The sequence below is a fragment of the Candidatus Aminicenantes bacterium genome (genome assembly GCA_011049425.1).
In the GTDB taxonomy this organism is placed as follows: Bacteria; Acidobacteriota; Aminicenantia; order UBA2199; family UBA2199; genus UBA876.
In genome coordinates this window covers 1-12452 of sequence record DSBM01000018.1, presented here as the reverse complement: position 1 = coordinate 12452, position 12452 = coordinate 1, and the positions used below count along the sequence as shown (strand labels likewise).

Here is a 12452-nt window from a genome sequence, read left to right as displayed (position 1 = left end):
GGCGGGGCGGACATCAACACGTTGATCACTTTCACTTCGGGGAGATTGCTGTCGGCGTTCATCAGGGGGGCAACCACAACCGCTGCCAGTAAAACAAGATGCAGAAGCAGGGAAAGCGGGAAGGTCAACCAGGACTTGGTTTTCTTCTTTCTGCCTCCGGTGACGATCATTGAGTCTTCAAACATCATGGAAAACCTCCCTGAAATAAAAATTCAATGATATTTATACCGTAACTACTTGTAAATTGCAAGTTCATTTATTTGCGAATTTTTTTTTGCCGCCCAGGAAGTGCCTCTCCCAGTTCACCAACCAGGCACATGACTGGAATATGGAGGAATAAGTACCCACCACCACACCCACGATCAATACCGCTGAAAAGGTGTGAATCACTTCGCCGCCCAGGAAAAACAGGCAGAGAACAGCGATTAATGTGGTCAGGGATGTTACCAAGGTACGGCTCAGGGTCTGGTTGACACTCGCATCGATAATTTCAGCTGCACCCTGCCGGCGCATCGATTTCACGTTGTCCCGGACGCGGTCAAAAACAACAATGGTGTCGTTCAACGAGTACCCCACGATGGTGAGCAAAGCCGCGACCACCGGCAGAGACATCTCGATCTGGAAAAAGATGATGGCCCCCAGGCACACCAACACATCGTGCAACAAGGTGATCACCGCGGCCAGGCCGTAGATGAACTTGAAGCGGAAGCCGATGTAGATCAGCATGCCGAGCAGCACCCAGACCGTGGCCAGGATTGTCTTGGTGCGCAGGTCCTTGCCCACCTGGGGACCAACGCTTTCCACGCTGAGGAAAGTGAAATCCCCGAGGAACGCCTTTTCGCGCAACTGGGTCCGTACCCGCTGTTTCAGGTCCAGTGCATCCAACTCCGACATGTCGGTTATCAGGCCCGTTTCCGAGCGTTTGCGCACGGATATCAACGCGGATGCCGCCTCCTTGCCGTCATCGCCGGAAATCCCCTGGGAAACGAAAAAGTCTTCCAGGGCCTTTTCCGCGGCATTGTTCAGGTCGATGCGTCCGGAATCAAGGGCGGCCAGGTCATCCGGACTCATGAGAGAGCGGCGGATGGAGTTGGCCACCTGGTCCAGGGCGTCCAGTTTCTTGTCCATTTCCTCTTCTTCCACCACGGTCAGGGTTTTGATAAAGAACTTGTTGCCCTCACTGCCCACGGCCTGGATCGTTGCGCCACCCATGCCGACACGACTGAGGCGATCCCGCAGTTCCCCCACCCGGGTCGGCGCCTTGAAGGCCACTTCAATCATGGTGCCTCCGGTAAAGTCGATTCCCAGGTTGAACCCCTTGGTAAAGAAAGCAAATATCCCCGCGACAATCACCAGGCCCGATAGCGCAAAAGCGATGAAACGCTTGCTCATGAACCGGAATTCCGGCACTTTATTGAATATTCCCATGGTTCCGCTCCTGTCAGATGCTGATCGATTTCAACTTGCGGCGTTTGCCGTAAACCAAGTCGAAAATCACCCTGGACACAAACACCGCGGTAAACATACTGGCCAAGATGCCGATGATGAGGGTGACGGAAAACCCTTTGATGGGTCCTGTCCCGAACTGGAAAAGAAACACCGCGGCAATGATGGTGGTGACATTGGCGTCAAAAATCGTCACAAACGCCTTTTTGAATCCGGAATCAATGGAGGCCTTGGGGGATTTCCCCGCCTGCAATTCCTCTTTGATACGCTCGAACACGAGCACGTTGGCATCCACCGCCATACCGATGGTTAAAATGATGCCGGCGATACCCGGTAAAGTCAAGGTGGCGCGAAAATAGGCCAGAATCCCCAGCAGAATAATGATGTTGAGCACCAGGGCGACCACGGAGTTGATGCCCGCGCCCCTATAGTAAACCAGCATGAACACGATTACCAAAAACAAGCCGAACAGGGCCGCGGTGGTTCCCTTGCGAATGGAATCCGCACCCAGGGAAGGCCCGATGGTCCTTTCCTGCAGGTATTTCAAGGGAGCCGGCAACGCGCCGGAACGCAACACCAGGACCAGGTCGTCGACCTCTTGGGCCGTAAAATTGCCCCTGAGGATGCCGCCGTAGGATATGACGTCGTCGATGGTGGCCACGCTTTCGATGCGGTCGTCCAGAACGATCGACAGGCGTTTGCCCACGTTGGCCGCCGTGTAGCGTTCGAACTTACGCGCGCCGTCATTGTTGAAAGAGAAACCCACGGCCACGGCACCGTATTCATCCTGGGAACGGCGTGCGCTCTTCAGGTCGTTCCCGCTCACCACCGAAGCGCGACGCAACACGTAGAAGCCCTTGGACATGCGCCGGGGATTGGTTTTAATAACAAGCAGATCCTCCGGAATCGTACCGCCGTACTCCGCTTTGGCCGCGTCCTCGCTCTCAAACGGACCGGCTTCGACGTGTTTCCACTCCAGCATGGCGGTGTTCTGAATCAAGGACTTCACCCGCCCAGGATCGTCCACGCCGGGGAGTTGAATCAATAAACGGTCTCCGGAAAGGCCCTCCTTCTGGATCACAGGTTCGGCCACACCGTATTCGTTGACGCGGTTGTCGATGGTCTGCAGGGCCTGGTCAACCGACTGGTCGCGCAAACGCATCTCGATGTTCGGCTTGAGGGTCATGGTAAAACCCGCGCCCGTATAGGTGTATTTCCAGTCGCGGAAATCATCGTCCAAAATATCTTTGACATCCCGCTGCCGCTCAAAGGGAATCCCGCCTCCGGTAATGGTGCTGACTCCATCCCGGCGCAGCGATTCGTACTCGATCCCCGCTTCCTTTAAACGATCCTTGAGCAACTCCACGCCCTGATCGGTCTGAATGCGGATGGCTTCATCCGTCTGGACCTCCAGGATCAGGTGCATCCCGCCCTTGAGGTCGAGACCCAGGTTGATCTTTTTGTCCAGGGGAAGAAACATGACCACGGAAAAGGCCACAACACCCAGGATCAATATAATCTTCCAGCCCATTTTTTTGTCCATGACATCCTCCGAAGGATTCTTCGCTCCCCCGCCGGCCCCGGGGAACGGGTATTAATCCGGTTGGGAGCATGCTCCCACCGGGGCTACTTGGCTTCGGCTCCAGGTTGAATAATGGAAGAGACGGAAGCCTTGGCAACCTGGATCCGGGTATTTTTGTCGACTTCCATTTCGATGCGGTCATCCATCACCCGGGTAACCGTGCCGAATATACCGCCGGCGGTCACCACGCGTTCACCGCCCTTGATTGCCCCAAGCATTTCCTGATGCTTTTTCTGTTTTTTGCGGGCGGGCATGATGATGAGCAGGTAAAAAATTACAAAGATAATGATAAACGGAATCAGCGCGCTGATCATGCTGGGCTGCCCTGCAGGACCGGCACCTTGAGCATACAAATTCATAGCAACTCTCCTTCCAGGTACTGGGAAAGAAACGCGTTTTTAAACGCGGCAAACCCGTTCAAGCGAATAGAATACCGTATGTCCCGCAATAAATCAAGGTAGAAACAGATGTTATGAATGGTATTCAGTACCGCGGAGTTGATTTCCCGCGAAAGGTAGAGATGACGTAGATAAGCCCTGGAGAAATTGCGGCAGGTATAGCAGGAACACCCGGGGTCCGGGGGCAGGGGATCGTGGCGGAAACGTTCATTCTTGATGGTCAGGCGTCCGCGCCGGGTGAAAAGGCAACCGTTGCGGGCATTGCGCGTGGGCATCACGCAGTCAAACATATCCACACCCGATTCCACGGCATGCAGGATCTCTTCGGGAGTCCCGGAACCCATCAGGTAACGCGGTCGATCCCGCGGCAGGAGGGGAGTCGTGTAAGCCACGATGCGTTCGAATTCCTCTCGCGGTTCACCCACGCTCAATCCTCCCACGGCGTACCCGTCGAATCCGACCTCGACCAGTTCCTCCAGGGATTCGCGGCGCAGGTCTTCATGCAATCCCCCCTGAACAATGGCGAATTGAGCGTTCGCCTCCTCCCTTTCCAGGAAACGGTTGCGGGCACGCCGAGCCCACAAGAGGGTGCGGCGGCGAGCGTCCGCATCCTCGTCCCGGGTAGCGGGATATCCGGCAAAATGATCCAGAACCATCTGAATATTCGAATCCAGGTCACGCTGGATGTCCACCACATCTTCCGGCGTCAGGCAAAAAGCCGTACCATCCAGGTGGGACTGGAAACCCACTCCCGTATCATCCACCCGGGTCCGCCCCTGCAGGGAAAAGATCTGAAAACCGCCACTGTCCGTTAACAACGCGCCCGGCCAACCCATAAAACGATGCAGCCCGCCGAATTTGCGCACCACCTCCAACCCCGGACGCACAAACAGGTGATAGGTATTTCCCAAAACAATGCGGGCGCCCAGGGCGGACAGTTGAGAGGGAAGCAGGGCTTTGACGCTGCCCGCGGTTCCCACGGGCATGAAAACCGGGGTTTCGACCTCAGCATGCCGGGTAATCAGCCTGCCTGTACGGGCTTGCGTTTCCCGGTCAAGGATTTCCGGCTTAAAGAGCATGCGCCACTTCGCCATCAGGGTGATCCGGCGTCACCCTGAGGTGGATTCCCGATATCTTTGCTTCCAGGGTATTCGCGATCGCCGTCGCGGCCGCCGCGACCCCCAGAGGTTCATGATCGGGGTCCACAATCCGTGCGCCGGCCAGGGTGGAAGGAGAAACCATGTTGAAACGGACACGGGGGTTCTCTCCGGCCAGGGAGAGTACCAGCAGCAACAGGGCGTTTTTGGCCGCCGCATGGGTCATAATCATGCGGTAAGGACGGATTTTCCCCACATCACTGAATCCCACCGCCACGGCGGACTCGAGAACCCCCCATTGCAGTAATTGGGTTGAAATGGCATGAAACGCCACCACGTTGCCCTGAAAATCACGCAAAAAATCAGCTGAATCCAACTCGTTCAACGCTTTGCTTGAGATGGGACCATAGGCGTGCACGAAATAAGAACAGCGCTGCAACAATGCCTGGTGATGCCGCAAAAAGTCCCGGGTGGCATCCGGTGAGGAAAGATCGCCTTGAATCCAGTTTCCGGGCATTTCTTCAGGAAGATGAGAATAATACTGGGCCGCAACCGCAAATCCTCTCCGGTACAGCAATCGGGAAAGCTCCCGGCCCAGAAGACCCGAAGCTCCCGTTATCAGGGCATTCCCGGCCACTGCAACCGTCTTCCCCGGGCGCGAAACAACTCCAGGGTGTTTTCCATCAGCATGGCCACGGTCATGGGGCCGATTCCGCCGGGAACCGGGGTATACCAGGCACTCTTTTCCCATGCCGTCCAGTGGATATCGCCGGCGATGGCGTTGCCTTTGCGCTCAAACCGTCGCAACTGGTCAGGGGGACACAGCCGTTCCACCTCTTCACGCTGATCCAGGAAAGTGGTGCCGACATCCACCAATACGGCGCCGGAACAAACCATGTCCGCCTTTATGATTCCCGGCTGTCCCGCGGCTGCCACCACCAGTTCCGCCTCGCGGATACGGGCGGCCAGGTCACGGGTACGGGTATGACAAACCGTTACCGTGGCATGATGATTGGTCAACATGGCGGCCAGGGGTTTGCCCACGATAAAACTCCGGCCAACGACAACGGCGTTGATCCCTTTCAGATCTACTCCGTGGTGATCCAGCAGACGCAATACACCAGCGGGGGTACAGGGAAACAGGTCGGCTTCCCCCGTCATGACCCGCCCCAGGTTCAACGGATGAAAGCGATCCACATCCTTACGCGGATCGATCTCATCCAGCACGGCCCATGTATCCAGGCCGGCCGGCAGGGGAATCTGGACGAGTACGGCGTCAACGTCGTCATCCCGGTTCAATTTCCGCAACCGCTCCAGGACCAGTGTTTGTGATGCGTCCCCGGGCAGTATGACCAGGTCGGAACGAATGCCGAGTTTTTCGGCGACCTTGTGCTTGGTGCGGACGTAAATCCTGGAGGCCGGGTCATCGCCCACCATCAGGACCGTCAGTCCGGGAGTCCGGTTGGTTGCCTCACGCAGGCGCGTTACTTCGCGACCCACTTGTTCGCGGATTTTTACCGCCAGAGCCTGACCGTCCAATACGCCCATTCGCTTTCTCCTCAATCCAACAGGTGAATCACCATGCCGCTGCGCAGTTTGGGTTCAAACCAGGTGGATTTGGGAGGCATGGTCAATCCCGCGTCGGCCACCTGAAACAGCTGTTCAATGGTGGTGGCAAAAAGTGAAAAAGCCACGGCGAACTCTCCGCCGTCCACGAGTTTCACCAGTTCTTTCGTTCCCCGGATACCCCCGACGAAATCAATGCGCTCATCGGTACGGGGGTTCTCAATTCCCAGGATTGGAGCCAGGAGATTTGTTTGCAGGATGGCCACGTCCAGCAAGGCGACCGGATCACGGGAATCATAACTGTCCTCAAGGGCGTGAAGGTTGTACCAGTTGCCATTCAAGTACATGGAAAATCCATGCACTCCCCGCGGTTCAGGTTCTCCATTTTCACTGACGCGGAACGCTTTGCCGACCCGCTCAAGAAAAGCAGGTACGGACAACCCGTTCAGGTCCCGCACCACCCGGTTATAGGGTAAAATCTTCATCTGGTTGTGGGGGAAAATCACCGCCAGAAAAAAGTTGTATTCCTCATCCCCCGTGTGGCCGGGATTGGCGTTTTCGCGTTCCATTTTCACCCGCGTCGCCGCTGCGGAGCGATGATGGCCGTCCGCCACGTATAGGGTGTCAATCGCTTTGAAAGCTTCCCGGACCTGGCGGATCCATTCCGGATCCCGCACCACGTGGAACACATGCCGCACCCCGTCGGAAGTGGTGAAATCATACGCCGGACCGGTTTCCAGGCCGCGGGCAAACAACGCATCCACTTTGCGGCTTTGCTTGAAAGTCAGGAATACCGGTCCCGTGTTGGCATTCAGCGCCTTGATGTGGCGCATGCGGTCCGTTTCTTTCTGCTCACGGGTGAGTTCGTGTTTGCGAATGACGTCGTCTTGGTAATCCCGGGCCGAAGCACCCGCTACAAGTCCCACCTGTTCATGACCCCGCCAGACCTGGCGATAAAGATACAGGCAGGGCTGCGCATCCTGAACCAATACACCCTGGTCACGCATGTGCTGGAGGTTTTCACGAGCCTTGTCATAGACCTCATCGGCGTATAGATCCGTTCCCCCGGGCAGGTCGATCTCCGGTTTGACCACGTGGAGAAAGGAATGGGGATTGCCTTCCGCCATGATCCGGGCCTCTTCGGAGTTCAACACATCATAGGGCGGTGATGCCACTTTTTCGGCCAGGTCGGGCCGGGGACGCACACCTGCAAAGGGTTCGATTCTCGCCATTGATTCGCCTCCTCCATCCACCGGCGATCAGAGATCAAAATACCGGTTTGCGCGGGATTTCTTTTTTGTTCATTATAGACCAGGCCGAGGGGTTGTCAACCTTTAACGCCCCTGGACTGGAGGTCTTTGAGATCATCCGGGCAGGAGAGGGTAAAGATTTCCACCCGTCGATCCAGTTCGCGGGCCGTGCGTTTCAACAGACCCGACAGGACCCGGCCGGCGCCCACTTCCACATAGGTTTCCACTCCCAGGTCCACAAGCAGGTAACGCATGGTTTCATACCACATCACCGGGCGTGAAACCTGGCGCCGCAATCCGTCCCGGGCATCATCGCCGTTTTTCACGACCCGGACATCCACGTTGTTGATCACGGGGAAAACCGGGTCCACGAAGACAGTCGCATCCAGATCCGTGGACAGGCGTTCTTCCGCGGGAGTCATCAAGGGCGAGTGAAAAGGTGCGGACACGGGCAGGAACACGTGCCGGGGCGGCGCCACCTGGGTTACAACCGCTTCCACGGCGGTTTTCTCTCCCGAAATCACCACCTGGGCCGCGCTGTTGTGGTTGGCCAGGGAAACGATCCCATCCGCCGCATCCAGTGCGGCCTTGATCACATCCATATCCGCTCCGATCAAGGCGGCCATGGCTCCCTCGCCGAAAGGAACCGCTTCCTGCATATAGCGGCCGCGATTGTGGACCAGGGAAACAGCGCTTTCAAAATCCAGGGCACCGGCGCAGGTAAACGCGGAGTACTCTCCCAGGCTGTGCCCGGCCGCGATGGCGGGAACCCGGCCCAACAGGCGGTAGAGGATAAAGGAAACCGTGAGCAACGCCGGCTGGGTATTGTGGGTCAGCGTCAGCTCCTCTTCAGGACCGTTGAAACAGGTGCGGCTGAGGGGATATCCCAGCACCTCATCCGCCCGGTTGAACAGTCGGCGGCCTTCCTCCGTGGACTCGAACAGATCCCGGCCCATCCCCACCACCTGGGAACCCTGTCCGGGAAAAAGAAACGCGCTGTCTTTCAGATTCATTCAGCATCCTCCCGGTAAAATCACACAAAGAAACAGCCATTGTATCACAATCCCCTCCAACGACAAGCTTGCTTACGGTCCATCGGGATACAACCCTTTCTCTCCTTCACTGTGGGCCACCACCACCGCTCCCACGCTGTCACTGAAGATGTTGACCATGGTGCGAAACATGTCCAGGGGTCGATCCACCGCCAGCATGGCGCCGATAATCACCCCCACCTGGGCGTCCTGGAAACCGATGGCCTGGGTCACGATAAAGATCACCACCAGCCCGGCGGACGGGATGCCGGCGCAACCGACAGCGCTCAGCAGGGCCGTCAATACCACGGTGAACTGATGGGCCAGGGTCAACTGCATGCCCAGGACCTGGCTGATAAAGATCACGCCGGCGCATTCGTACAACGCGGTGCCGTTCATGTTGACCGTGGCTCCCAGGGGCAGGACAAAGCTGGACACCGTGTTGGACACCCCGGCGCGTTTTTCCACGTTGTTCATGGTTACCGGCAATGTGGCGTTGGAGGAACAGGTGGAAAAGGCGGTCATCATGGCCGGGGCCATGGCGCGGAAATGCCGGCGCGGATCCAGGCGCGTAGTGAAAAACAGCAGGGTGGGAAGAACCACGAACATGTGAATGGAAAAACCCGTCAGGATGGTGATCATGTAGAATCCCAGGGTCCTGAACAACTCGAGGCCGGCTCCTGCCACCGCCTGGGTCACCAGACCGAAAACCCCCAGGGGCGCGAGACGGATAACCATATCCGTAATTTGCATCATCACTTCAAACCCGGCGCGGAAAAACCCCTCCAGCAACCGGCGGCTCTCGCCGCCCAGCCGGTTCAACGCCACCCCTAAAATGATGGCGAAAAAGATGATCCCCAGGATCTGCCCGTCCGCCGCGGCCTTGATGGGATTCAGGGGAATCATGTCGATCAGGATCTGGACCGGAGAAGAAGGCGTATTCAGTCCGGCCGGATCAAAATCATGGCCGGTGCCGATCCGCGCTCCCACTCCGGGACGGATGGTATTGGCCAGTAAAATTCCGATCACGATGGCCAACAGGCTGGACACCAGGTAATAGGCGAATGTCTTTGTGCCCAGGCGACCCAGGCGGCGACTGTCTCCCACCCCCGCCACCCCGGTAACGATACTGGTAAAGATCAACGGCACGATCACCATGCGCAACAGGCGGATAAACACGGTTCCCATGGTGCTGATCCCGGCGTAGATCCAACCGCGGGGCTCGCCGGCCTGCAGTGCCTGGAACAGAATCCCCGCTCCCAGTCCCATGAGCATGGCAATGGCGATCCGCCAGTGGAGCTTCAGCTTCCCCTTCATCTATCCTCCGCTACGCGGGCACAACACACCGCGGCCACCATTATATCCAGCCCGGCACACGGGTGCAAACCAAGCGGTTGCCTTTGCCGGACATCTCCTGCTATAGTTGCGCCATGGATATTGTCACTTCCTTTTGCGGGTTGAGCCTGCTCCTGGTCGTAGGGAAAATCCTGCGCATCCGCATTCCCCTGCTGCAACGGCTCTACATCCCCACTTCAGTAATCGGGGGGACATTGGGGCTGATCATCCTGCAAACCACGGGTGACGCGATCCCCGCGGGCTGGACCCGGGGATGGAGCGAACTGCCCGGGTTTCTGATCAACATCGTGTTCGCCGCCCTGTTTCTGGGAGTGACCATTCCGCCTCTGAAAGAGATCTGGCGCCGTTCCGCGCCCCAACTGGCTTACGGGCAGGTAGTGGCCTGGGGCCAATACTTCGTGGGCATGGGCTTGGTGCTCTTCTTTCTGGGCCCCCTGTTCGGGCTCCCCGACGTGTTCGGCGTGATCGTGGAGGTTGGATTCGAAGGCGGGCATGGCACCGCCGCCGGGTTGCGGGACACGTTCGCCACATTCCGCTGGCCCGAAGGTTCCGATTACGCACTGGCCGCCGCCACCGTCGGCGTGGTTTCCGCCATTGTGGGGGGGATCATCCTGATCAACTGGGCGGCCAGACGCGGTCATACCCACCGCCTGCGCCCTTTGGATCAACTGGGAACAGGAGAATGGGGCGGATTCTACTCCCCGGACCGCCGGCCCGTGGCGGGGCGCCAGACCGTACCCGCGGACTCCATCGACAGCCTGGCGTTTCACCTGGCGGTGATCGGCATTGCCGTACTGATCGGATTCGGTATCAAGCAGGCGCTGGTCCAGATCGAACACTTGTGGCCGTCTTTGCAACGATCCCACGCCTTGTCCGGCTTCCCGCTTTTCCCCCTGTGCATGCTGGGCGGATTGATAATCCAGGTCTTTCTGGACCGCTTTCGCAAAATCCCCTTCGTACCCCTGGATCACGCGCTCATGCAACGCCTGTCCGGCACCGCGCTGGATTTCCTGGTGGTATCGGCCATCAGCACCATCCGCCTGGAGATCATCACCGCCCGATGGCTGCCGTTTCTCTTGATCGTGATGGGCGGCATCACATGGAACGTGTTGTGCGTCATGTTCCTGGCCCGACGGGTGTTGCCGGACGCCTGGTTCGAACGCGCCATTGCGGAAATGGGTCAATCCATGGGCGTGACCGCAACGGGCCTGCTGCTCCTGCGTGCCGTGGACCCGGAAAACGAAACCGCGGCCCCCTCCGCATTCGGCTACAAGCAGTTGCTTCACGAACCCATCATGGGCGGCGGCCTGTGGACATCGATGGCCATTCCCCTGGTCATGATCCACGGCGGCATGCCGGTCTTTATCCTCAGCGCCGGGGTGATCGCCGCCTGGCTGCTGGTGCTGCGCCAACTGCGCAAGCGCGCCTGAATCAGGTCTTTTTCATGCGGCGGTTGCGGTGATGGCTAACCATACGGGGCGACCTGAGACCAAGTCCTGGTGGGCCAAGCAATTAGAGCAACTCCAGAGAATAATTTTTTTCAAGAGCATTAATATTTTACTATTATCCAGCCTATCTACGAAAAGCATATAAACCGCCGGGCTTTTCGTTTGCAAACAGATGGTAGAGATCGGCTATGTGGACCGCATTGTCCAACTTTCCACGAAAACCAAACGCGTTTTAAACACGAGATCCTGCAAATGTGAAAATACTGTCTAAACTTTCAGGCTAATATAAGATGGTAACTTCTACTGATACAGTAACTCTTTTCATATGTGACACTACAACAAGCTTGCCTAGCAACGCGCGAACATCAAATGATTTGTTAGGCAAGGCGAAAACAGATTGCCTAACATTTTAATCTATTGTATACTTTGTTAGGCAAGGTGAAAAAGATGGCAATGGTTTTTGATATTCTCAAGGAAGAAAGAGAGAGACTCATCAAGTTAAAAGAAAAATATAAGTGTCAAATAGCCGATCTTCCAAAAGGTTCTCTTTCCCGCAAAAAGAGATGGAACCGTGAATATATCTACCTCGCGTACCGTGAAGCCGATAAAATTAAGTTCGACTACGTTGGTCCCGTAGATTCAGAAGCTGCGAAGGAACTCGCGGAAAAAATCGACCATAGAAGAGAGTTGGAGAATAAGCTGCAACAGATAGATAAAAATCTAGAAGATGTCGAAAGAGGTCTTCGTGGAAAACAGTGAAAGTCTGTTTTTAAAAATCATCGATAAACTAGATTCGGGTGGTGTACTTCAGGACATCGTACTTATAGGGAGCTGGGCTTTGCCTGTCTATAGAGAATATTTTGATGATGATCCGGAAATTCCAATACTTCGGACCACTGATGTCGACTTTTTACTTGGGATGCCTCCGAACATACGAAGTGCGTTTGATATACCGGCGGCTCTCTCTGAGATAGGCTTTGAACATGAGTGGTCTCTACAGGGGGACTTTTGTAAATATGTTCACCCGGACTTAGAAGTAGAGTTCTTGATCCCTGAGTATGGTCGAGGTGCAGGCCGATCAGTTGCTATCCCAACCCTTGGCATAAGAGCGCAACCTCTCCGGTTCCTTTCTCTCGCCTATAATCGAAGCATGTGTGTTTCCTACCATGGATACAATATCAGGGTGCCTGAGCCGGAAGTCTTCGTTCTTTTAAAGTTATTGATACTACCGCGCAGAAAAGATAATGCAAAGCGCATGAAAGACGCTTACACAGCTCG

General features: G+C 56.4%; 13 protein-coding genes. 3 read left to right on the top strand and 10 right to left on the bottom strand.

Annotated features, from left to right (window positions below; all coding sequences use genetic code 11):
* The 10 genes from ENN40_01355 to ENN40_01310 form a co-directional block, all read right to left on the bottom strand.
* Nucleotides 1-188, bottom strand: a 188-nt coding sequence (locus ENN40_01355; GenBank protein HDP93990.1) for a hypothetical protein, incomplete at its 3' end; no start/stop codon positions are given.
* A 64-nt stretch (nt 189-252) separates the two neighbouring features.
* Nucleotides 253-1428: a protein translocase subunit SecF gene (gene secF, locus ENN40_01350; protein HDP93989.1), complete on the bottom strand. Its 1176-nt coding sequence runs from the start codon at nt 1426-1428 to the stop codon at nt 253-255.
* Between the two features lie 13 nt (nt 1429-1441).
* Nucleotides 1442-2989 (bottom strand): protein translocase subunit SecD, encoded by a 1548-nt coding sequence (gene secD / locus ENN40_01345; GenBank protein ID HDP93988.1) that lies wholly within the window; start codon nt 2987-2989, stop codon nt 1442-1444.
* Nucleotides 2990-3072: 83 nt separating this feature from the next.
* Nucleotides 3073-3387: a preprotein translocase subunit YajC gene (yajC, locus tag ENN40_01340; GenBank protein ID HDP93987.1), complete on the bottom strand. Its 315-nt coding sequence runs from the start codon at nt 3385-3387 to the stop codon at nt 3073-3075.
* Complete coding sequence (locus ENN40_01335; protein HDP93986.1) at nt 3384-4505, bottom strand: tRNA guanosine(34) transglycosylase Tgt; 1122 nt, start codon at nt 4503-4505, stop codon at nt 3384-3386. The genes yajC and ENN40_01335 overlap by 4 nt, the downstream gene beginning before the upstream one ends.
* Entirely contained in the window at nt 4495-5274 is a 780-nt protein-coding gene (locus tag ENN40_01330) for an SDR family NAD(P)-dependent oxidoreductase (GenBank protein ID HDP93985.1), read from the bottom strand. Before ENN40_01330 ends, ENN40_01335 begins: the two co-directional genes overlap by 11 nt.
* Nucleotides 5142-6071, bottom strand: a complete 930-nt coding sequence (locus ENN40_01325; GenBank protein HDP93984.1) for a bifunctional 5,10-methylenetetrahydrofolate dehydrogenase/5,10-methenyltetrahydrofolate cyclohydrolase — start codon at nt 6069-6071, stop codon at nt 5142-5144. Before ENN40_01325 ends, ENN40_01330 begins: the two co-directional genes overlap by 133 nt.
* An 11-nt stretch (nt 6072-6082) precedes the next feature.
* Nucleotides 6083-7321, bottom strand: a complete 1239-nt coding sequence (locus tag ENN40_01320; protein HDP93983.1) for a DUF1015 domain-containing protein — start codon at nt 7319-7321, stop codon at nt 6083-6085.
* Between the two features lie 95 nt (nt 7322-7416).
* A complete protein-coding gene (gene fabD, locus ENN40_01315; protein ID HDP93982.1) occupies nt 7417-8352 on the bottom strand; it encodes a [acyl-carrier-protein] S-malonyltransferase in 936 nt (311 codons plus the stop codon).
* 72 nt (nt 8353-8424) lie between these two features.
* Nucleotides 8425-9687, bottom strand: coding sequence for a dicarboxylate/amino acid:cation symporter (locus ENN40_01310; GenBank protein HDP93981.1), 1263 nt, complete (start codon nt 9685-9687; stop codon nt 8425-8427).
* 113 nt (nt 9688-9800) lie between these two features.
* Between ENN40_01310 and ENN40_01305 the strand changes: the two genes are divergently transcribed.
* The 3 genes from ENN40_01305 to ENN40_01295 form a co-directional block, all read left to right on the top strand.
* Nucleotides 9801-11156, top strand: a complete 1356-nt coding sequence (locus tag ENN40_01305; GenBank protein ID HDP93980.1) for a sodium:glutamate symporter — start codon at nt 9801-9803, stop codon at nt 11154-11156.
* A 465-nt stretch (nt 11157-11621) separates the two neighbouring features.
* Complete coding sequence (locus ENN40_01300) at nt 11622-11933, top strand: hypothetical protein (protein ID HDP93979.1); 312 nt, start codon at nt 11622-11624, stop codon at nt 11931-11933.
* Nucleotides 11902-12452 (top strand): hypothetical protein (locus ENN40_01295; protein HDP93978.1); only part of this gene is annotated, 551 nt, incomplete at its 3' end. The genes ENN40_01300 and ENN40_01295, both read left to right, overlap by 32 nt.

Coding starts and splice junctions, on each gene's coding strand:
- secF (HDP93989.1), bottom strand. CDS start 1,428: ATGGGAATATTCAATAAAGTGCCGGAATTCCGGTTCATGAGCAAGCGT.
- secD (HDP93988.1), bottom strand. CDS start 2,989: ATGGACAAAAAAATGGGCTGGAAGATTATATTGATCCTGGGTGTTGTG.
- yajC (HDP93987.1), bottom strand. CDS start 3,387: ATGAATTTGTATGCTCAAGGTGCCGGTCCTGCAGGGCAGCCCAGCATG.
- ENN40_01335 (HDP93986.1), bottom strand. CDS start 4,505: ATGCTCTTTAAGCCGGAAATCCTTGACCGGGAAACGCAAGCCCGTACA.
- ENN40_01330 (HDP93985.1), bottom strand. CDS start 5,274: ATGGGAAAAGAGTGCCTGGTATACCCCGGTTCCCGGCGGAATCGGCCC.
- ENN40_01325 (HDP93984.1), bottom strand. CDS start 6,071: ATGGGCGTATTGGACGGTCAGGCTCTGGCGGTAAAAATCCGCGAACAA.
- ENN40_01320 (HDP93983.1), bottom strand. CDS start 7,321: ATGGCGAGAATCGAACCCTTTGCAGGTGTGCGTCCCCGGCCCGACCTG.
- fabD (HDP93982.1), bottom strand. CDS start 8,352: ATGAATCTGAAAGACAGCGCGTTTCTTTTTCCCGGACAGGGTTCCCAG.
- ENN40_01310 (HDP93981.1), bottom strand. CDS start 9,687: ATGAAGGGGAAGCTGAAGCTCCACTGGCGGATCGCCATTGCCATGCTC.
- ENN40_01305 (HDP93980.1), top strand. CDS start 9,801: ATGGATATTGTCACTTCCTTTTGCGGGTTGAGCCTGCTCCTGGTCGTA.
- ENN40_01300 (HDP93979.1), top strand. CDS start 11,622: ATGGCAATGGTTTTTGATATTCTCAAGGAAGAAAGAGAGAGACTCATC.